General features: G+C 60.8%; 20 protein-coding genes. 12 read left to right on the top strand and 8 right to left on the bottom strand.

What is annotated here, in order from left to right:
• The first annotated feature begins 9 nt into the window (after positions 1-9).
• A complete protein-coding gene (locus RS887_RS30290) occupies positions 10-960 on the top strand; it encodes a DUF1853 family protein (protein ID WP_322618292.1) in 951 nt (316 codons plus the stop codon).
• Between the two features lie 27 nt (positions 961-987).
• Here RS887_RS30290 and RS887_RS30285 read toward each other — a convergent pair whose 3' ends face one another.
• Positions 988-1,548, bottom strand: coding sequence for an NAD(P)H-dependent oxidoreductase (locus RS887_RS30285; protein ID WP_322618291.1), 561 nt, complete (start codon positions 1,546-1,548; stop codon positions 988-990).
• A 175-nt stretch (positions 1,549-1,723) separates the two neighbouring features.
• On the opposite strand from RS887_RS30285, the gene RS887_RS30280 reads away from it, so the two are divergent.
• Complete coding sequence (locus RS887_RS30280) at positions 1,724-1,951, top strand: hypothetical protein (protein ID WP_008016124.1); 228 nt, start codon at positions 1,724-1,726, stop codon at positions 1,949-1,951.
• A gap of 88 nt (positions 1,952-2,039) precedes the next feature.
• Positions 2,040-2,933, top strand: coding sequence for a LysR family transcriptional regulator (locus RS887_RS30275; protein ID WP_322618290.1), 894 nt, complete (start codon positions 2,040-2,042; stop codon positions 2,931-2,933).
• On the opposite strand, the gene RS887_RS30270 is transcribed toward RS887_RS30275, so the two are convergent.
• From RS887_RS30270 to RS887_RS30250, 5 genes are all read right to left on the bottom strand, one after another.
• The gene (locus RS887_RS30270; RefSeq protein ID WP_322618289.1) at positions 2,899-3,513 is read right to left on the bottom strand and encodes a GNAT family N-acetyltransferase; all 615 of its coding nucleotides are present in this window, start codon (positions 3,511-3,513) and stop codon (positions 2,899-2,901) included. The two genes, RS887_RS30275 and RS887_RS30270, sit on opposite strands and share 35 nt — an antisense overlap.
• Before the next feature lie 14 nt (positions 3,514-3,527).
• Positions 3,528-5,783, bottom strand: a complete 2,256-nt coding sequence (locus RS887_RS30265) for an arginine/lysine/ornithine decarboxylase (RefSeq protein ID WP_322618288.1) — start codon at positions 5,781-5,783, stop codon at positions 3,528-3,530.
• Between the two features lie 146 nt (positions 5,784-5,929).
• On the bottom strand, positions 5,930-6,688 hold the full coding sequence (gene dnaQ / locus RS887_RS30260) for a DNA polymerase III subunit epsilon (protein WP_008016120.1): 759 nt from the start codon (positions 6,686-6,688) through the stop codon (positions 5,930-5,932).
• 213 nt (positions 6,689-6,901) lie between these two features.
• The gene (gene rnhA / locus RS887_RS30255) at positions 6,902-7,354 is read right to left on the bottom strand and encodes a ribonuclease HI (RefSeq protein ID WP_108215886.1); all 453 of its coding nucleotides are present in this window, start codon (positions 7,352-7,354) and stop codon (positions 6,902-6,904) included.
• Between the two features lie 92 nt (positions 7,355-7,446).
• Positions 7,447-8,205: a methyltransferase domain-containing protein gene (locus RS887_RS30250; protein ID WP_322618287.1), complete on the bottom strand. Its 759-nt coding sequence runs from the start codon at positions 8,203-8,205 to the stop codon at positions 7,447-7,449.
• A 65-nt stretch (positions 8,206-8,270) separates the two neighbouring features.
• Here RS887_RS30250 and gloB point away from each other — a divergent pair, with 65 nt between their 5' ends.
• From gloB to fabI, 8 genes are all read left to right on the top strand, one after another.
• Positions 8,271-9,038 (top strand): hydroxyacylglutathione hydrolase, encoded by a 768-nt coding sequence (gene gloB, locus RS887_RS30245; RefSeq protein WP_322618286.1) that lies wholly within the window; start codon positions 8,271-8,273, stop codon positions 9,036-9,038.
• Between the two features lie 99 nt (positions 9,039-9,137).
• Entirely contained in the window at positions 9,138-10,568 is a 1,431-nt protein-coding gene (locus RS887_RS30240) for a transglycosylase SLT domain-containing protein (RefSeq protein ID WP_322618285.1), read from the top strand.
• Between the two features lie 278 nt (positions 10,569-10,846).
• Complete coding sequence (locus tag RS887_RS30235; RefSeq protein ID WP_416340020.1) at positions 10,847-12,667, top strand: extracellular solute-binding protein; 1,821 nt, start codon at positions 10,847-10,849, stop codon at positions 12,665-12,667.
• A complete protein-coding gene (locus RS887_RS30230; RefSeq protein WP_322618283.1) occupies positions 12,664-14,505 on the top strand; it encodes an extracellular solute-binding protein in 1,842 nt (613 codons plus the stop codon). Before RS887_RS30235 ends, RS887_RS30230 begins: the two co-directional genes overlap by 4 nt.
• Before the next feature lie 4 nt (positions 14,506-14,509).
• Positions 14,510-15,583, top strand: coding sequence for a microcin C ABC transporter permease YejB (locus RS887_RS30225; RefSeq protein ID WP_008016112.1), 1,074 nt, complete (start codon positions 14,510-14,512; stop codon positions 15,581-15,583).
• Position 15,584: 1 nt separating this feature from the next.
• Complete coding sequence (locus RS887_RS30220; RefSeq protein WP_007999322.1) at positions 15,585-16,604, top strand: ABC transporter permease; 1,020 nt, start codon at positions 15,585-15,587, stop codon at positions 16,602-16,604.
• A gap of 1 nt (position 16,605) precedes the next feature.
• Positions 16,606-18,216, top strand: a complete 1,611-nt coding sequence (locus RS887_RS30215) for an ABC transporter ATP-binding protein (protein WP_322618282.1) — start codon at positions 16,606-16,608, stop codon at positions 18,214-18,216.
• 21 nt (positions 18,217-18,237) lie between these two features.
• Positions 18,238-19,032 (top strand): enoyl-ACP reductase FabI, encoded by a 795-nt coding sequence (gene fabI, locus RS887_RS30210; protein WP_111288616.1) that lies wholly within the window; start codon positions 18,238-18,240, stop codon positions 19,030-19,032.
• A 171-nt stretch (positions 19,033-19,203) separates the two neighbouring features.
• Here the strand turns inward: fabI and RS887_RS30205 are convergent, their stop codons facing one another.
• Positions 19,204-20,064, bottom strand: coding sequence for a LysR family transcriptional regulator (locus tag RS887_RS30205; protein WP_322618281.1), 861 nt, complete (start codon positions 20,062-20,064; stop codon positions 19,204-19,206).
• A gap of 113 nt (positions 20,065-20,177) precedes the next feature.
• Here RS887_RS30205 and RS887_RS30200 point away from each other — a divergent pair, with 113 nt between their 5' ends.
• Positions 20,178-20,603, top strand: a complete 426-nt coding sequence (locus RS887_RS30200; RefSeq protein ID WP_322618280.1) for a VOC family protein — start codon at positions 20,178-20,180, stop codon at positions 20,601-20,603.
• Positions 20,604-20,726: 123 nt separating this feature from the next.
• On the opposite strand, the gene RS887_RS30195 is transcribed toward RS887_RS30200, so the two are convergent.
• Positions 20,727-21,308: a GGDEF domain-containing protein gene (locus RS887_RS30195; RefSeq protein ID WP_322618279.1), complete on the bottom strand. Its 582-nt coding sequence runs from the start codon at positions 21,306-21,308 to the stop codon at positions 20,727-20,729.
• Between the last annotated feature and the right edge of the window lie 17 nt (positions 21,309-21,325).

The following is a 21,325-nucleotide window of genomic DNA, read 5'->3' as shown; positions in this document are numbered from 1 at the left end:
GCTCGCAAGATGATGCTATTTCCGGATTTGCTCCACCTGCCCCATCAGTTACGCCATCCCGAAGTGCGTGACCTGGCGTGGGTCATTCTCGCGCCGCCCATGCTGGGAGATACCCCCTGGCCGCAACGCCACCCGTTGGCCGGCAGCGACTGGGTGCAGGCACCGCAACGACTGGAACATTGGCTGCGGCAGCTGGACCGGGACAGTTATGGCTTGCTGCACTGGCTGGCCCAGGCCCGGACCCGGCGCCTGGGCCTGTACTACGAACGCCTCTGGCAATTCGCCGTGCAGCATGCGCCGGGCATTGAGCTGATTGCCGCCAACATGCCGATTCGGCGCGAGGGGCACACCCTGGGTGAACTGGACATGCTGCTGCGCGACCGCGACGGTGTGCATCACCTGGAACTGGCGATCAAGCTCTACCTCGGCCCGCAATCCGGCGACGGACACGACACCGCCCAGTGGCTGGGTCCAGGGTGCCACGATCGGCTCGACCGTAAACTGGCGCACCTGAGCCAGCATCAACTGCCGATTTCCGCACGCCCCGAGAGCCGTGAAGTGCTGGCCGGACTGGACATCCAGGCGTTCAGTGCCCATTTGTGGCTGGGGGGTTATCTGCTGTACCCGTGGCCCGGACAGGCTGCCCCGCCGTTGGGCGCACATCCGCAGCATTTGCGGGGGCGCTGGCTGCATCAAAAGGATTGGCCGGCGTTGTTGGCCCAGAGCCCGCCGGGGCGCTGGCAACCTCTGCCCCGCCACGCCTGGCTGGCGCCGGCGCACTATTCGGCGGAGCACACCTGGAACCCTGGCCAGATGCAGGCGTGGCTCGATGAGCTGGACCCGCTGGCGCCGGCACAATTGCTGGTGCGCCTGACGGAAAATGCCAACGGTGACTGGGAAGAAGCTGAACGTCTGTTTCTGGTGGCGGATCTTTGGCCAAATGTACCGGGCAATGCCTGATTTTTTTGCTGTGCCTGGCCATGAACATCAAATTTTCTTGTGCTGCTCGACCCATTGCCCATAGGCATTGATGAATTTTTGCAGGAACGGCTTGACCGACTCGGACAATTTTCCCGCCTCGTCGAACGCCGAACCGGCATTCCCCAGATAGGCCTCCGGCTGCTGCATCAGCGGCACATTGAGAAACACCATGGATTGACGCAGGTTGTGGTTGGCGCCAAACCCGCCGACGGCCCCCGGCGAAACGCTGATAACAGCGCCCGGTTTACCGTTCCAGGCACTTTTGCCATACGGACGCGAACCCACGTCAATCGCATTTTTCAGCGGCGCCGGCACCGACCGGTTGTATTCCGGGGTCACGAACAGCACCGCGTCGGATGAACTCACCTGTTGCCGGAAAGTGCTGTAGGCTGCCGGCGGTGAAGCGCCATCGATGTCTTCGTTATAGAGCGGCAGATCGCCAATCTCGACGATGTTCAGCTTGAGATTGGCCGGCGCCAGTTCTATCAGGGCCCGTGCGACCTTGCGGTTGATCGATTCCTTTCTCAAGCTGCCGACCAGGATGGCGATCGTATAGACGTTGCTCATGGGAATTTCTCGACTGTCCGATATGAAGAGCTTGTAGTTATAGATGACGATTCCAGCAGCGGGCGACTGAAAACGCCGCCCCTGACTATTTTTTTCCTGTAGGAAAACTTACCGCACCCAGTCACGGTCTACAGAGCCGCAAATTGAGTGATTTATCTCCAGAGGTTCTAAGCAGATGGCAGCAGTACTCGTCGGTCAGTTCCATGCAAGAGACGCGCAAGGCCGTATTTATTCGGTGCACGAGTTCCAGGAATCTACCCCGGCGGTAGACGGTTCAGGGCCTGTCACCACCTACAAGCTGGCCATTGGCGACCGTGTCAACAAGGTCGACGACAATGAATTTCTGCTGGTGCAAACCGGCGTGACCATTATCCGCGAACCGCAAACCATCAGCGTTTCATAACTCATCGTTATGAGCAGAAGTCATATGCGCGGACTTGGGGTAGGATTCAGCCACTGACTCCTCTACCTGCTGAACATGGACTTCACGCATGCGCTTACGCCATATCGAAGTGATCCAGGCGCTCTTGCAGACCGGTCACCTGGGCACCGCCGCCGAATGGCTGCAGTTGCCCGTGACCGAAGTCGAGCGTTTGCTACGCGACGCCGAGGATCAGTTGGGCTTCATGCTGTTCGCCAGCGTGCGCGGACGATTGCAGGCCACCCGCGAAGCGCGGGAATTGCAGGTGGAAATCGCCCGGGTCTACGACGCGCTCGAACCCGTACAGCGCCTGGCCAACAGCCTCAGGCAATACCTGGCGCCGCCGCTGCGCATCATCTGTACCCCGCCTCTCGCCAACCAATTGCTGCCATGCAGTATCGCAGCCCTGCGCCGACGCCTGCCCGACGCGCCTTGCATACTGCTGAGCCAGCCGACCCGCGACATCGTCAGAAGCCTGCTGCTGCGTGAAAGTGATCTGGGGCTGAGCCTGCACGACCCCGATCACGCCGACCTCGATTGCCAGGTGATTGCCCAGGGCAAACTTCAGTTGCTCGCACCCCATGGCTGGCTGCAACCGAAACAGAAATACATTTCATTGCAGGACCTGGCCGGTCAATCAATGATCGGCCTGGAGGGACACGACCCGCTGAGCCCGGCACTGGAAAACAAATTGCACGGCTTACGCCCTGCCCCAGTGATTCAGACCCGGGTCCAGACCCATCAGATGATGCGCAGCATGGTCGAGGCCGGCGAAGGCCTGGCCATCGTCGACCCCTTCACCGCGCTCGGCGCCAAAGCCTCGGGACTGGATACCTGCCCGCTGGCACCCGCCGTCCCGGTCAGTCTCTACGCCCTGTCTCTGAAAAACGCCGAACCGTCTGCAGCGGTTCAGACCCTGTTGGCCATCGTCACGGAACAAGCCGCGGCGATGCTGACGAACTGAGCGGGTGTTCCAACGGATTTTCGAACAGTCGATACCAGAACAGCGCCACTTCGGCGGTATTCGGGTCGATACCGCGATAGCGCAGGTGGTCGATTCCGCCAATCACGTAACCGCAGCGTTCATAGAGCCGGCAGGCTCCCAGGTTGTTGTTCTGGGTTTCGAGCATGATGCCCGGGAGTTTTTTCTTGCGGCTCCAGAATTGCGCCACATCCAGCAGGGCCTTGGCCACTCCATGCCGTCGGGCCGGTGCATGCACCGCCAGTTCGTCGATATGGGCAAAGCCGTTCCAGTTGGTGCTGACCACCAGATGCCCCACGGGCTGGTCATCCAGATAGGCCATGAAAATCGCGCAGTCGGCGGCATCGCGAAAGCTGCTGAATTCCTCGGGGTCGATGCCGTAGCACTTGCGATAAGGCGTGATCGGGGTGACCGGCCACTGTGCCACCGGCGTACCTATTTCGGCCGCACCGTAGGCCGCGACTTCAAAACTGAAATCACTGCCCCAGATATAGGCGGCAAAACCGTCATCGGCAACCCGTACCGACAAGCCTGGGTAAATCGGATTCATAACCGGTTGCATACTGGGAAAGGTCCTCACTCCTTGATGCAATCGACGGTGTAGCACCGCCCACTGCCCTGATCTTCGTGTTGCAATCCGTGCACATCAGCAACGAACCCCGGGAAACTGCTATCGAACGTGCGGGCAAACGCCAGGTAATCGATGATCGAGCGGGTCGACTCGGTAAAGCGCTCGCCTGGCATGATCAGCGGAATGCCGGGGGGATACGGCACCAGCATCACCGCGGCGATCCGCCCGTCCAGCGCATCGATCGACACCGCCTCAACCTCACCGCGCACCAATTGATCATAGGCGTCCGCCGGTTTCATCGCGACTTCCGGCAATACGGTGTACATGCGCTTGAGGTGCCTGGCGGTGGCATTGCTGCGATAACAGGCATGCAATTGATCGCATAGATCACGCAGGCCCATGCCCTGATACCGCGCCACATTCTCTTGCGCCACGCAAGGCAGGCAACTGGTCAGACTGACATTGGCGTCATAGCTGCGCTTGAACTCCAGCAACTCGGTGAGCAGCGTGCTCCACTTGCCTTTGGTGATGCCCATGGAGAACAGCACCAGGAACGAATACAGCCCGGTTTTCTCGACCACCAGGCCACGCTCCCAAAGGAACTTGCTGACCACCGCCGCCGGAATCCCGCGCTCGCTGAGGGCGCCACCGGCCGTCAGCCCTGGCATCACCAGCGTGACCTTGATCGGGTCGAGCAACACATAATCCTCGGTCACGCCGCCAAAACCATGCCAGTCGGCATCGGGCTGCAGCAACCAGTCCTCGGTGACGACCCGCTCGATGCCTTCCGCCGACGGCGGTTGCCAGATCGAAAACCACCAGTCATCCGCAGCAATGTGCTGTCGCAAGTTGGCCAGTGCCCGGCGAAAACTCAGGGCCTCGTCGAACATTTCCTGCAACAGCGAACGCCCGGCCGGCCCTTCCATCATCGCCGAGGCCACGTCCAGCGAGGCGATGATGCCGTACTGCGGCGAGGTCGAGATGTGCATCATGAACGCTTCGTTGAAGCGATCCCGGTCCAGTTGCCGCGCGCCGCCATCGCGCACATGAATCATCGACGCCTGGCTGAATGCCGCCAGCAACTTGTGGGTGGAATGGGTGGTAAACACCAACGGGCTGTCTTCATCACGGGACGTGCCCATGCCGTAGCGCCCGGCAAAAAACTCATGAAATGCGGCATAAGCGTACCAGGCCTCGTCGAAGTGCAGCACCTCAACGCTATTGCCCAGTTGCTGCCTGATCAGTTCGGCGTTGTAACAGAGACCGTCATAGGTCGAATTGGTCACCACGGCGAGCTTGACCTTCGGTGAACGCCCCTTGGTCAACGGACTGGCGTCGATCTTGGCCTGGATCGATTCACGGCTGAACTCACTCAGGGGAATCGGGCCGATGATCCCCAGCTCATTACGCTCTGGACACAAGTACAGCGGGATCGCGCCGGTCATGATGATCGAGTGCAGCACCGACTTGTGGCAATTGCGATCCACCAGCACCAGGTCATCGCGAGCGACCACCGAGTGCCAGACAATCTTGTTGGCCGTGGAGGTGCCATTGATCACGAAAAAGGTGTGATCGGCGCCGAAATTGCGTGCTGCACGAGCCTCGGCTTCAGCCAGGGGACCGGTGTGATCGAGTAAAGAGCCGAGTTCCGGCACCGACACCGAAAGATCCGAGCGCAGGGTGTTTTCCCCGAAAAACTGGTGAAACGCCTGCCCGACCGGGCTTTTGTGATACGCCACGCCACCGCCGTGACCGGGGGTGTGCCAGGAATAATTGGAATCCGCCGTGTGTTGCACCAAGGCCTTGAAAAACGGCGGCAACAGGCCATCAAGGTATTTGCGCGCGGCGCGGGCCACCTGCCGGGCAAGAAAGGGCACCGTGTCTTCAAACAGGTAAAGGATGCCGCGCAACTGATTGAGCTCGGCCATGGCGTCGGCGGGCGCGTTTTCCAGGGTCACTTTTTCGCCAAGGGCGAAAATCGGCAGATCCGGCGCACGCACTCGTGCCAGACCGATCAGTTCGGCCATGTTTTGCAACAAATGCGAATGGGTGCTGGCGTCCTCAGACGCAATCAACATGCAGGACAGGCCATGGTAAGTCGACGCCACCAGTCTTCCTTCGGTGTAGTCCACTGCCGAAACGACGCTGAATCCTTCCTGCTCCAGCTCCCGGGCAATCCCCCGCACACGGTCGCCGGCGACGCTGTCGGCCTTGATGTCGCGATGGACAATCAGGACCGGGAATTTCAGATCTTTATACATGAGGCTCAGTGTCCTGAGGCGGCAGACCAGAGCCTGCCAATCACCTCAGGGTAGAGTGTTGCAGCGGATGTAGCGAGCGGGATGCACCAACTTGTGGCGAAGGGGTTTGCCTCTTCGCCACAAAAAACTTACAAAAAAGACTGGGTTCAAGCCTGAGCTTCTGCCTCGGCCAACTGCACCCACAACGCCGGAGCGCCCGCGGATTTGCTGATGATTTCCAGGCGCGCGGCGTGGCGGGCCAGGTCGTCTTCGCTGGCGCGGATGATACGCGTCGGCTGGCGGTCCGCCGGCAAACGACGGATCTCGGTGGCTGAATTGTCCGCCCCTTCACCGGATCCATTGCCATCGGACGCGTTACCGGCCAGGGAGAGACTGGTCTGCCCCCCGGTCATGGTCAGGTAGACGTCGGCGAGAATCTCGGAGTCGAGCAAGGCGCCGTGCAATTCACGGCCGGAGTTGTCGACGCCATAGCGCTTGCACAAGGCGTCAAGGCTGTTGCGCTGCCCCGGGTGACGTTCCCGGGCCATGATCAGGGTGTCGAGGATCGTGCAGTGCTGCGTGATGTCCGCGCGGTCCTGGCGCCCCATCAGGGCGAATTCGTTGTTGATGAAGCCAACGTCGAACGCCGCGTTATGGATGATCAGTTGCGCGCCTTTGATGAACTCGAAGAACTCTTCGGCCACTTCGGCAAAACGCGGCTTGCCCACGAGGAACTCGTTGGTGATGCCGTGGACACCGATGGCGCCCTCGTCACTTTCCCGATCGGGTTGCAGGTACACGTGAAAGTGCCGGCCCGTCAGGCGTCGGCCGATCAACTCGACACAACCGATTTCGATAATCCGGTGGCCGTCGGTCACCGGCATGCCAGTGGTTTCGGTGTCGAGTACAACGGATCTGGTGGCCATCAGTGCTCAGCTCTCAATCGGTCAATCGTGCAAAAGCGGCGATGTTAACACGCTCGCCGGAGTGTTTCAGATAGACCGTGTCGCCGCCTTCGCGAGCAAGCCCGCTCCCACATTGAATCGGCGCCAGCTCACAACTTTGTGGACGACACGAATCCAGTGTGGGAGCGGGCTTGCTCGCGAAGGCCACGGCGCGGTGCATCGGTAGTACCGGAATCAGCCCTGCTTGTACCCACGCACTTCATCGACGCCACGGTTGGCCAACTGGTCGGCCCGTTCGTTGCCATGATGGCCAATGTGTCCGCGCACCCATTTCCACGTGACCTTGTGGCGATTGACCTGCTCGTCGAGCAACTTCCACAGGTCAGCGTTTTTCACCGGCTCTTTCGCCGCGGTTTTCCAGCCGCGCTTCTTCCAGTTGTCCATCCACTCGTTGATGCCTTTCATCACGTACTGGGAGTCGGTCACCAGCAGCACGTCACAGGGACGCTTGAGTTCTTCCAGGCCACGGATCGCGCCCATCAGCTCCATGCGGTTGTTGGTGGTATTGGCTTCGCCGCCCCAGAGTTCCTTTTCGACGCCCTTGCACACCAGCAGTGCGCCCCAGCCGCCAGGGCCCGGGTTGCCTTTGCAGGCGCCGTCGGTGAACAGTTCTACGCTATCGCTCATGCCAATCTATCCAGAAAATGCGCCGGCCCGCCGATCGTTGATCGACGACGCCCGAAGCCGGGACAGACCCGGCCGCAAATGAAAAGTGTGTATTACGGTTCGTTGTTGCGACGGTTGACCTTGGCCATCGGCAAAGGAATCAGCTTGCCCATTGGCTCGCGCCGCTCCTGACGGACCGGTCGCAGGCCCACCACGATCTTGCGCGCCACCAATAAATAGAAGCCGCCGCCCGACAGTTGCCAGTCACCGGCCTTGCGCTCCCAACCGGCCAGGCGGGTCTGCCATGCCGGTGACGCAAGCGGCGGACGATAGCACCCGAAGCGGCGTTTCTCCAGCGCGAAGCCCAGCAGGTTCAGCCAGTCCGCGACCCGCGACGGCGAAATGCAGCGCGCCTTGCGCAGCGCATCCTGGGCGAACACATGCCGCAGCCCCCAACTGCTCCAGGGATTGATGCCAATGATCAGCAAATGCCCGCCGGGGCGTACGCTGCTTGCCGCCTCGCGAAGCAAACCGTGGGGCGACAGGCAGAAGTCCAGGCCATGCTGCAATACCACCACATCGGCAGCATGCTCGCTCAGCGGCCAGGCCTGTTCTTCACAAACGATCTCTACCCCCGGCAATGGCGCGCCAAGGCGCACGTTACGCTGCACCTGCGGCGCTGACGGTGGGGGCTGGGCCGAGGGGCCGTAATGCACCAGATAGCCACCAAAGAACCGCCCGAGTTCGTCTTCGAGCATGCGCCGCTCTTCGTCCAGCAGAAATTGCCCGATCGGACCCGCCAGCCACTCGCGGGCCGCGCTGATCAACGCCAGCCAGTCAGGATCAGCCTGTGCGAACGCTTTATCAGTCATTGCATTCTCCAACGCGCCAGGAAGTTCTAAGATGCGCCATTGTTTTCCGCTTGGCGAATCCGACGATGATACAGATCACTGCCCTGCCCGCCTTCACCGACAACTACATCTGGTTGTTACAGGACCACGGCAGCAAACGCTGCGCGGTGGTCGACCCGGGTGATGCCTCCCCGGTACAAGCCTGGCTCGCGGCCAATCCGGGTTGGGTACTGAGTGATATTTTGATCACTCACCACCATCATGACCACGTCGGCGGCGTCGAATTGCTGAAGAAAGCGACAAACGCGAAAGTCTATGGTCCGGCCAGCGAAACGATCCCGGCGCGGGATGTCGCGCTCAAGGACAACGACAAGGTCAGCGTGCTCGGCTGGGACTTCGACGTCTTTGCGGTCCCTGGCCACACCCTGGGGCATATCGCCTATTACCATCACGGGCTGCTTTTCTGCGGCGACACCTTGTTTGCCGCCGGCTGCGGGCGATTGTTCGAAGGCACGCCACAGCAAATGTACAGCTCGCTGACACGCCTCGCGGCGTTGCCGGAAGACACGCTGGTCTACTGCACCCACGAATACACCCTCAGCAATCTGAAGTTCGCGGCAGCGGTCGAACCGGACAATCCGGACACCGCCGAGCGCCTGGCCAAAGTCACCCGACAACGGGAATCCGGGATCATGACGCTGCCGTCGACACTGGCGCTGGAAAAGCTCACAAACCCGTTTTTTCGCTCCGGTGAAACATCCGTTAAAGAAAAAGCGGACGAACGGACCGGCACCGATAACTCGGCGCCCGATATGGTTTTTGCTGCGCTTCGAGCCTGGAAAGTCAGGTTCTAAAGGGATCTCAAAAGGTTGCAACAATTCTGAAAGGTTGACCGCGCTGGGTGTGCTTTCTAGAATCGCCCGACATTTTTGCCCGGAACTTACTTCCAGCCAATGTCGTCACCTATTCGCAAAGCCATCAGTTCCGACGCATTGACCCGCTTGGCTCAAGCCATAGCGGTGGCTGTGTCCGCCACCCTGGCGGGCTGTTCCAGCCATGCGCCGCAGACTGATGCGGCGCATACGCCGAACATCGCCGCGCGCGCCAAGCAGAAGCCGATCTGGCTCAGCGAAAAACCCAGTCCGCAAATTCCACAGGACGTCTGGGAGCGCATGCGGCAGGGCTTCCAGCTGCAGGACGGGCTGGGCGTCAACCCGCGCATCGAGCAACAGCGCCTGTGGTTCGCCAGCAATCCATCCTTCCTGGAAAACGCCGGCGAACGTGGCAGCCTCTACATTCACTACATCGTCGAACGCCTTGAAGAGCGCAACATGCCGCTGGAGCTGGCACTGCTGCCAGTGATTGAAAGTGCCTACAACCCGATGGCCTATTCCCGGGCCGACGCGGTGGGTCTTTGGCAATTCATCCCCTCCACCGGGCGCTACTTCAACCTGCGTCAAACCCGATTCTATGATGGCCGGCGCGACATCACCGCGTCGACCACCGCCGCGATGGATTACCTGACCCGCCTGCACGACATGTTCAACGGCGACTGGTTGCTGGCCCTGGCGGCCTACAACGCCGGTGAAGGCACCGTCAGCCGGGCCATCGAGCGCAACGAGCGTCTTGGCCTGCCAACCGACTACTGGAACCTGCCGCTGCCGGCCGAAACCCAGGCCTATGTGCCGAAGCTGCTGGCGCTGTCGCAAGTGGTGATGGCACCGGAAGCCTACGGCGTGAACCTCAACCCGATCGCCAATGAACCCTACTTCCAGGTCGTCGAAATCAACCAGCGCATGGACCTGTCCAAGGTGGCTGAAGTCGCCAACATCGACGAAGACGAACTGTTCCAGCTCAACCCGGCCTTCAAGCAGCGCACCACCATCGACGGCCCGCAGCACTTGCTGGTGCCGACCTCCAAGGCGCAACTGCTGACCAGCAGCCTGCAGACCATGCGTCCTGAAGAGTTGATCAGCAAGAAATCGCTCAAACCGGTCTTCGAAGGCGCCGACGATACCCAGGTCGCCGCCGCCAGGCGTTCCTACCGGGTCAAACGGGGTGACAACCTCGGCTCCATCGCCAAGGCCAACAACGTTGACGTGAAGGACCTGCAACGCTGGAACAATATGACCGGCAAGAATCTCAAGCCCGGCCAGACCCTGGTCATGCAGGACAACGGCAAACGCAGTTCCGGGCGGGTCAACACCGTGATTGCGGCGAATAACAAGAAGCAGCAGACCACGTACAAGGTCCAGCAAGGCGATTCACTGTACATCGTGGCCAAGCGCTTCAACGTAGAGATGCAGCACCTCAAGCGCTGGAACCCGCGTGTCGGCCAGGCGCTGAAGCCCGGTCAGATGTTGACGGTGGCCAATCCGCACTAAAAAACAGCCCCTGAATCCTGGGGCTTTTTTATTCCTGCGCAATTCTTGTGAGCAGCATAAAAAACTGTGGGAGCGAGCTTGCTCGCGATGAGGGCTTATCAGTTTGCATTGATGGCGACTGACACGCCCTCATCGCGAGCAAGCTCGCTCCCACAGAGATTGTGGCCCGGCCAATATTGCGCATTTACCCCCCGTCTTTTTCCTGTCCATACAAGCTGTTACTGTACGATCCATAATGCCCAAGCCGCCTGGATCGGATTCCCTATTTGAAGCGTACCCTGCCCCTGCTCCTGATCAGCCTGGCCTTGAGCTCCACCGCAAGCGCGACGATCAGCGAAAGCCATGGTTATGCGCAGTTCGGCACGCTCAAGTATCCGGCCCGGTTTACCCACTTCGACTGGGTCAACCCGCAAGCGCCCAAGGGCGGTACGTTGCGGGTGATGGCGTTTGGCACTTTCGACACGCTCAACCCGTACACCTTCAAGGGTACCAGCCCGGTCACCACACCGAACTTCCTGCAATACGGCATCAACGAACTCAACGAGCCACTGATGGTCGGCACCGGGCAGTACGCGCCTTCGGGTGACGAGCCCGCGTCCAGCTATGGCCTGATTGCCCAGTCGGTGGAGTACAGCGAGGACCGCAGCTGGGTGGTGTTCAACCTGCGTCCCGAAGCACGCTTCCATGACGGTACGCCGATCACCGCCTACGACGTCGCGTTCTCCTATCGCTTGCTGCTCAAGGAAGGCCATCCGCTGTACCGCACCAGCCTTCAGGAAGTGCAGCGGGTCGACATCCTCAACCCGCAGCGGGTCCGTTTCGTGTTCAAGCGTGCCGGCAATCCGCTGCTGATTCTGCGCCTGGGCGAAATGCCGGTGCTGGCGCAGCACTACTGGAAAGGTCGCGACTTCAAGGCCACCACCTTCGAGCCGCCACTGGGCAGCGGACCGTATCGCATCACGTCAGTCACCCCAGGGCGACAGATCGTCTTCGAACGAGTCGAGGATTACTGGGGCAAGGACCTGCCGGTCAATCGCGGCAAGTACAACTTCGACCGCATGGAAGTCGAGTTCTACCGCGACAGCGACGTGGCGTTCGAGGCTTTCAAGGCCGGTGAGTTTGACATCTATATCGAGCATCAGGCGAAGAACTGGGACACCGGCTACAACTTTCCCGCCCTACGCCGCGGCGACGTGATCAAGGCACAGATCCCCCACCAGATCCCGACCCAGACCCAGGGTCTTTTCATGAACAGCCGTCGCTCGATGTTCTTGGACGCCAGGGTCCGTGAAGCGCTGGGGCTGATGTTCAACTTTGAATGGACCAACCGCACGCTGTTCGGCGGTGCCTACCAACGCGCCATGAGCTACTACCCCAACAGTGAGCTCTCGGCCAGCGGTTTACCGGTCGGGCATGAATGGCTGTTGCTCAAGCCCTATCGTGAACAACTGCCGGCCAGGCTCTTTACCGAACCGTTCAGCCTGCCGCAGACCGACGGGCGCGGCATCCCCAGAGAAACCTTGCGCAAAGCCCTCGGCCTGCTTGCCGAAGCCGGCTGGAAGCTCAATGGCCAGCGCCTGCAAAGCGCCGCCGGGCAACCCTTGCGACTGGAGCTGTTGCTGGTCAACCCGAACCTGGAACGCATACTCCAGCCTTATGTCGAGAACCTCGCCAGCATCGGCATCGATGCGCGGCTGCGCACGGTCGATCGCGCGCAATACAAGCAACGCCTCGACCAGTTCGATTTCGACATGATCCTGATGACCCTCAACCAGACCCTCAGCCCGGGGCTGGAACAGTGGCAGTACTTTCACTCCAGCCAGGCCGGGGTCAAGGGCAGCAAGAACTACGCCGGCATCGCCAACCCGGTGGTCGACCATTTGCTCGGACAGTTGCTGGCCGCCCGGTCCCGCGACGAGCAAGTCGCCGCCGGCAAGGCCCTCGACCGCGTGCTGCTGTGGCAGCACTACATCGTTCCCAACTGGTACCTCAATTATCACCGCCTGGCGTACCGCAACCGGCTCGCCTTCGTCACCACGCCGCCCTATGCCCTGGGCCTGAACGCGTGGTGGCTGAAATCTTCGGAGAAAGATCAATGAACCCCATCCGCACCCTGCTGCTGCAGGCCAGCGGCCTGTTGTTCGCCGGGCTGGCCTGCGCCGCCCCGCAACACGCAGTGACCCTGTACAACGAGCCGCCGAAATACCCGGCCGACTTCAAGCACTTCGACTACGTCAATCCGGATGCGCCCAAGGGCGGGACGTTCCGTCAGGCCGGTTTCGGCGGCTTCGACAGCCTCAACCCGTTCATCAGCAAAGGCGTGCCGGCGGACGACATCGGCGTGATCTACGACACCCTGGCCAAGCAAGGCCTGGACGAACCGTTCACCGAGTACGGCCTGATCGCCCGGCTGATCGAAAAAGCCCCGGACAACGGTTGGGTGCGCTTTTACCTGCGCCCCGAAGCACGCTTCCATGACGGCCATCCGGTTCGTGCCGAAGACGTGGTGTTCAGCTTCCAGATGCTGACCAAGGACGGCGCGCCGATGTACCGCGGCTACTACAGCGACGTAGCGGAAGTGGTCGCCGAAGACCCGCTCACCGTTCTGTTCAAGTTCAAGCACACCAATAACCGCGAGCTGCCGCTGATCCTCGGCCAGCTGCCGGTGCTGCCCAAGCACTGGTGGGCCGACCGCGACTTCAACAAGGGCAACCTGGAAATTCCGCTGGGCAGCGGCCCGTACAAGGTCAGCGAAGTGAAGGCCGGGCGCTCGGTGCGCTATGAGCGCGTCAAGGATTACTGGGGCAAGGACCTGCCGGTCAACCGGGGCTTCTATAACTTCGACGTGATGACCACCGATTACTACCGCGACAACACCGTGGCCCTGGAAGCGCTCAAGGCCGGGCAGTTCGACTACTGGCTGGAAATGACCGCGAAAAACTGGGCCAACGCCTACAACACTCCAGCGGTCACCGAAGGTCGGCTGGTCAAGGAACAGATTCCCAACGGCAATCCGACCGGTATGCAAGGGTTCGTATTCAATTTGCGCCGCCCCGTGTTCCAGGATGTGCGCGTGCGCCAGGCCTTGTCGCTGTTGCTGGACTTCGAATGGACCAACAAGCAGCTGTTCAACAGTGCCTATGCGCGTACCCGCAGTTATTTCGAGAACTCGGAAATGGCCGCCACCGGCCTGCCGGATGCCGATCAGGTGGCGATCCTCGACCCGTTGCGCAGCAAGCTGCCGCCGCAAGTGTTCAGCGAAGCGTTCCAGAACCCGACCACCGACGGCAGCGGCATGATCCGCACCCAGCAAAGGGAAGCCTATCAACTGCTGCAGGAGGCCGGCTGGCGCATCGTCGATGACAAAATGGTCGACGCCACCGGCAAACCGGTGGTCATCGAGTTCCTGCTGGCCCAGACCGAATTCGAACGGGTGCTGCTGCCGTTCAAGCGCAACCTGAGTGACCTCGGTATCGACCTGGTGATTCGCCGGGTCGACGTCTCGCAATACATCAACCGCGTGCGTTCCCGGGACTTCGACATGATCGTCGGCAGCTTCCCGCAATCCAATTCGCCAGGTAACGAACAACGGGAATTCTGGATGTCGGCCGCCGCCGACAAACCCGGCAGCCGCAATTCCATGGGCCTGAAAGACCCGGTGGTCGATCAACTGGTCGAGCAACTGATCAACGCCGATTCGCGCAAGAGCCTGGTGGCCCATGCCCGCGCGCTGGACCGCGTTCTGCAATGGGGCTATTACGTAATACCCAACTGGCACATCAAGACCTGGCGCGTGGCGTACTGGAACCACATCGGCCACCCGAAGGTCTCGCCTAAATACGACATCGGCACGGCCACCTGGTGGGTCAAGCCCGACATCAAGCCTGCGATAGAAGTCGAAACCACACTGCAGGCCGGTCCTGCGGGCACGGAGTAATCAGATGCTGGCGTACATTTTTCGGCGACTGCTGCTGATCATTCCAACCCTGTTCGGCATCTTGCTGATCAACTTCGTGATCATCCAGGCCGCCCCGGGCGGGCCGGTGGAGCAGATGATCGCCAAGCTCGAAGGCTTTGAAGGCGCCACCAGCCGCATCGCCGGCGGCGGTGCCGAAGTGTCGGTGGCAGGCTCGGCCTATCGCGGCGCCCAAGGCCTGGACCCGGCGCTGGTCAAGGAGATCGAGCACATGTACGGCTTCGACAAATCGGCGCCGGAACGCCTGTGGATCATGGTCAAGAACTATGCGTCCCTGGATTTCGGCGACAGCTTCTTCCGCGACGCCAAGGTCATCGACCTGATCAAGGAAAAGATGCCGGTGTCGATCTCCCTCGGGCTGTGGAGCACGCTGATCATGTACCTGGTGTCGATCCCGCTGGGGATCGCCAAGGCCACGCGGCACGGCAGCCACTTCGACGTCTGGACCAGTTCGGCGATCATCGTCGGCTACGCGATCCCGGCGTTCCTGTTCGCCATCCTGTTGATCGTGGTATTTGCTGGCGGCAGTTACCTGGACTGGTTCCCGTTGCGCGGGCTGACCTCGAACAACTTCGATGAACTGAGCATGGGCGGCAAGGTCCTCGACTACTTCTGGCACCTGGCGCTGCCGGTGACCGCTCTGGTCATCGGCAACTTCGCGACCATGACCCTGCTGACCAAGAACAGCTTCCTCGACGAGATCAACAAGCAGTACGTGATCACCGCCAAGGCCAAGGGCCTGACCAACCACCGCGTGCTGTACGGTCACGTGTTCCGCAACGCCATGCTGCTGGTGATCGCCGGTTTTCCTTCAGCGCTCATCGGCATCTTCTTCACCGGCTCGTTGCTGGTGGAGGTGATCTTCTCCCTCGACGGTCTCGGCCTGATGAGTTTCGAGGCGGCGATCAACCGCGATTACCCGGTGGTATTCGGCACACTGTTCATCTTCACCCTGCTCGGGCTGGTGGTGAAACTGATCGGCGACCTCACCTACACCTTTGTCGATCCGCGCATCGACTTCGAAAGCCGGGAGCATTGAGATGAACCTGTCCCCTCTCAATCGCCGACGCTTCGAACTGTTCAAGGCCAACAAGCGTGGCTGGTGGTCGCTGTGGCTGTTCCTGATCCTGTTCGGCGCCAGCCTGGGCGCCGAGCTGATCGCCAACGACAAGCCGCTGGTGGTGCACTACGACAACAACTGGTACTTCCCGGCGCTCAAGCGCTACCCGGAAACCACCTTCGGCGGCGAATTTCCCCTGGAGGCGAACTACAAGAGCCCGTATATCCGCGAACTGCTCAAGGCCAAGGACGCCTGGGTGCTGTGGGCGCCGATTCCCTACAGTTACCAGAGCATCAACTACGACCTGAAAGTCCCGGCCCCGGCCCCGCCCTCGACGGACAACCTGCTGGGCACCGACGATCAGGGCCGCGATGTGCTGGCCCGGGTGATCTACGGCTTCCGTATTTCGGTGCTGTTCGCCCTGACCCTGACCGTGCTCAGCTCGATCATCGGCGTGATCGCCGGGGCCTTGCAGGGTTTCTACGGCGGCTGGGTGGATCTGGCCGGGCAGCGCTTCCTGGAGATCTGGTCCGGGCTGCCGGTGCTGTACCTGCTGATCATCCTCGCCAGTTTCGTGCAGCCCAACTTCTGGTGGTTGCTGGGGATCATGCTGCTGTTCTCGTGGATGAGCCTGGTGGACGTGGTGCGCGCCGAGTTCCTGCGCGGGCGCAACCTGGAATACGTGCGCGCCGCTCGCGCCCTGGGCATGCAGAACGGCGCGATCATGTTCCGCCATATCCTGCCCAACGCGATGGTCTCGACCATGACCTTCATGCCGTTCATCCTCACCGGCGCCATCGGCACATTGACCGCCCTGGACTTCCTCGGCTTCGGCCTGCCGGCGGGCAGCCCTTCGCTGGGTGAACTGGTGGCCCAGGGCAAATCCAACCTGCAGGCGCCGTGGTTGGGCATCAGCGCCTTTGCGGTGCTGGCCTTGATGCTGAGTTTGCTGGTGTTCATCGGCGAGTCCGCTCGCGATGCCTTCGACCCGAGGAAGTGAAATGAATCAGCACAATCTGATCGAAGTGCGCGACCTGTCCGTCGACTTTGTCGTCGGCAATCGCTGCCAGCGGGCGGTCGAAGGCATCAGCTTCGACATCAAGCGCGGCGAAACCCTGGCCCTGGTCGGCGAAAGCGGCTCCGGTAAATCGGTCACCGCACACTCGATCCTGCGCCTGCTGCCCTACCCGCTCGCCCGGCATCCGTCCGGCACCATCGAATATTCCGGGCAGAACCTGCTGGACCTGAAAGAAAAAACCATCCGCCACATTCGCGGTAACCGGATTGCGATGATCTTCCAGGAGCCGATGACCTCGCTCAATCCCCTGCACTCGATCGAGAAACAGATCAATGAGGTGCTGGGCATCCACAAGGGCCTGACCGGCAAGGTCGCAACCAAGCGCACCCTGGAGCTGCTGGAGATGGTCGGCATCCCCGAGCCGCACAAGCGTCTAAAGGCCCTGCCCCACGAATTGTCCGGCGGCCAGCGCCAGCGGGTGATGATCGCCATGGCCCTGGCCAATGAGCCGGAACTGCTGATCGCCGACGAGCCTACCACCGCGCTGGACGTGACCGTTCAGCTGAAAATCCTCGAATTGCTCAAGGAACTGCAGGCCCGATTGGGCATGGCCCTGCTGCTGATCAGCCATGATTTGAACCTTGTGCGAAGAATTGCGCATCGCGTATGTGTCATGCAGCAAGGTTGCATCGTCGAACAGGCATCGTGCGAAGAATTGTTCCGCGCGCCGCAGCATCCGTACACTCGGGAACTGCTGGCAGCGGAGCCCGGCGGCAAGCCGGCGAGCAATGTGATCGGCCCGCCCTTGCTGGCGGTCGAGGACCTGAAAGTCTGGTTTCCGATCAAGAAAGGCTTGCTCAAGCGCACGGTGGATTACGTCAAGGCGGTCGACGGTATCAATTTCAGCCTGCCCCAGGGTCAGACCCTGGGGATCGTGGGTGAAAGCGGTTCCGGCAAATCGACGCTGGGTCTGGCGATTTTGCGGTTGATCGCCAGCAAAGGCGCCATTCGCTTTGAAGGCCAGGCGCTCGATAGCCTGACCCAGCAACAGGTCAGGCCGCTGCGGCGGGAGATGCAAGTGGTGTTTCAGGACCCGTTCGGCAGCCTGAGCCCGCGGATGTGCGTGAGCCAGATCGTTGGCGAAGGCCTGCGGATCCACAGGATGGGCAGCAAGGCAGAACAGGAACAAGCGATCATTGCAGCACTCAGGGAGGTAGGCCTGGATCCGGAAACCCGGCACCGCTACCCCCACGAATTTTCCGGCGGGCAACGGCAGAGAATCGCCATTGCCCGGGCATTGGTGTTAAAACCGGCGTTGATTTTGCTGGACGAGCCGACTTCGGCCCTCGACCGCACGGTACAACGCCAGGTAGTGGAGCTTTTGCGTTCGCTGCAAACCAAGTACAACCTGACGTATCTGTTTATCAGCCATGACCTGGCTGTGGTGAAAGCGCTGAGCCACCAGTTGATGGTGGTCAAGCATGGCCAAGTGGTCGAACAGGGAGACGCGCAAAGCATTTTTGCCGCTCCCCAACATCCGTATACACAGCAGTTGCTGGAAGCCGCTTTCCTGGCTCCGGAAACTGCGCAATAACCTGAAAGAGAGGAGCAACACATGGGTTTTCTCGCCGGTAAGCGCGTACTGATCGTCGGTGTCGCCAGCAAGCTGTCCATCGCATCCGGCATCGCTGCCGCCATGCATCGCGAGGGCGCTGAGCTTGCCTTCACTTATCAGAACGACAAACTCAAGGGTCGTGTCGAAGAGTTCGCACAAGGCTGGGGTTCGAGCCCTGAGCTGTGCTTCCCGTGCGACGTGGCCAGCGATGAAGAAATCGCCAAGGTCTTCGAAGAACTGAGCAAGAAGTGGGACGGCCTGGACTGCATCGTGCACTCCGTGGGCTACGCGCCTGGCGACCAACTGGACGGCGACTTCACCGAAGCCACCACCCGTGACGGTTTCCGCATCGCACACGACATCAGCGCCTACAGCTTCGTGGCCCTGGCCAAGGCCGGCCGCGAAATGATGAAAGGCCGCAACGGCAGCCTGCTGACCCTGTCGTACCTGGGCGCCGAGCGCACCATGCCGAACTACAACGTAATGGGCATGGCCAAGGCTTCCCTGGAAGCTGGCGTACGCTACCTGGCCGGCTCCCTGGGCCCGGACGGTACTCGCGTCAACTGTGTATCGGCCGGTCCGATCCGCACCCTCGCCGCTTCCGGCATCAAGAACTTCCGCAAGATGCTGGCCGCCAACGAAGCGCAAACCCCACTGCGCCGCAACGTCACCATCGAAGAAGTCGGCAACGCCGGCGCCTTCCTGTGCTCGGACCTGGCGTCCGGCATCAGCGGTGAAATCATGTACGTGGACGGTGGCTTCAACACCACGGCCATGGGCAGCCTCGAAGAGTAATCCTCGGTCAGCCAAAAAACCCGCCTCTTCTGGCGGGTTTTTTACGCCTGCAATTTCCGGGGCGTCGCAGCCCACCCCTGTGGGAGCGAGCCGGCTCGCGAAGGCGGTGTGTCAGTCAACTTCAATGTCGAATGTCAGAACGCCTTCGCGAGCAGGCTCGCTCCCACAGGGTTATTCGATGTTCAGGCATTTCGCGAACAACTGCTGAATCGGCTGCGTTCGCTGGCTGTACCGCCGCAACAACACAATCTCGCGGTAGAAGGTCAACTCGCCCAACCGAATCACCCTGACCTTCGCCCCATGCTCAAGCCACAGCCCCGCCTCTGGCAACAGGGAAATCCCGAGGCCACACTCGACCATTTTGACAATGGCCTCCAGTTCATCCAGCTCCAGCGCCACGCGCACTTCGATCTGTTGCTCACGCAGAAACCGCGTAACCAGCCGCCCGCCAAACGAATTGCGGTCGTAGCGCACATGAGGATGCTCGACGAGCAGTTGCAACGGATCATCGCCTTCCAGGTCCGCCGGTACGATCAGCACAAACGGCTCCCGGCGGATCATCTGCGCGAACAACTCCTTGGGCAACTCGAACGGCGGCTTGATCAGGATCGCCAGATCCACTTCTCCCGTGTCCACCTGACTCAGCAGATTCAGTGATACACCGGGCACCAGCTTGGGTTCCAGCAAGGGTGCCTGCTGACGCAATCGCAGCAGCGCCTGCGGCAGCAACCCGGTCTGTGCCGTCGCCACCGCGCCGATTTTCAACTCACCACGGCACTCACTGATGTCGTCACTGACGGCCATGCGGCTGAAGGTTTCGAGCATTTCCCTGGCCATCGGCAACGCACGCTGCCCCGCCGCATTGAGCAGTGCCTGGCGGCCGGTGCGATCGAACAGGCGGATGCCGAGGGCGTGTTCCAGGTTGCGAATCTGCGCGCTGACCGCCGATTGCGTCAGGCCGATGTGCATGCCGGCCGCGGCGAAGGTGCCGTGGCGCGCCACGGCGACAAAGGTTTTCAGTTCTCGCAGCATAGCGGCCTCGATTGATCGAAATAATTTGAGCTCGATGCAAAAATTATCGTCTTTCAATCAAAAAGCACAGGACTAAACTCAACACACTCCCACCCGCCACCGAGGTACGCCTGATGCAACTGTCCCCTTTTCACCTGGCCATTCCTGTCTACGACTTGCCTGCCGCCCGGCACTTTTACGGTGAGGTGTTTGGCCTGGAGGAAGGCAGATCAAGCGATCACTGGGTGGATTTCAATTTCTTCGGTCATCAACTGGTGATTCACCTGGCGCCAAACAACCCTGCGCAAGAAGCCGCGCACACCAATGCCGTTGATGGTCACGATGTGCCGGTGCCGCACTTTGGCGTGGTGCTCGGCATGGCGGAATGGGAGGCGCTGGCCGAGCGGCTGAAGTCGCTGGGGACTCGCTTCGTGATCGAGCCGGGCATTCGTTTTCAGGGGCTGGTGGGTGAACAGGCGACGATGTTTCTGTTTGACCCTTGCGGAAATGCGCTGGAGTTCAAGGCGTTCAAGGATATCGGGCAGTTGTTTGCCAAGTGAAAGGATGTAGTGCCTGTTCGGGCCTCTTCGCGGGCAAGCCCGCTCCCACACTGGCCTGTGTTGTTCACACCGCCCTGTGGGAGCGGGCTTGCCCGCGAAGGCGTCCGCCAGTACGGCACAACCCTAACGGCTCATCACACTCTCGGCCTCCCCCAGCAGTTCCTCGATTGACTCATGAACCTCAGGGTCATACTCGACCTGGACAACGCGGAACCGAATGTCATAACTGCGATGCGCCGTGGCGTTGCGTTCATCGAGTATCTCGTCGAGTCGCGCCTTGATCGCTGCAATCTCCACGACACTGGAACCGGTCAGCAGCGCCGCGAACCGGTCGCCTTCAAGCCGTCCGACCACATCGTTTTCACGAAAGCCGATACGCAGGACATCGGCGAATGTCTTGAGCGCATCGTCACCCTTGGCCCGGCCATATAGATAGCAGTTGCGCTTGAATTCATCGAGGGTGAAGTACAGCAGCGTCGCCGGCGTCGCCACTTCCCGGCAAGCGTCCAGCCCGAGCTTGGCCAGTTCGCTGAAGCCATGGCGATTGGACAGCAGCGTCAGCTCATCCATGCTCGCCATTTGCACGCCCGCCAACTCTCGCTCGGCCTGGCGCGCCAGATCGCGCAGCCGTTCACGTTCTTGCTGTGGCGTGAGCAACGGATTGGTGGATTGACCCGATTTGCCCGTTTTTCCTGAGATCAACATCGTTCACTCCTTTGGCA

This window comes from Pseudomonas sp. BIC9C (genome assembly GCF_034541995.1).
Taxonomy (GTDB): domain Bacteria; phylum Pseudomonadota; class Gammaproteobacteria; order Pseudomonadales; family Pseudomonadaceae; genus Aquipseudomonas; species Aquipseudomonas fluorescens_CC.
Note: the sequence above shows the minus strand (reverse complement) of the source record. Positions and strands in the feature narration are given on the sequence as shown.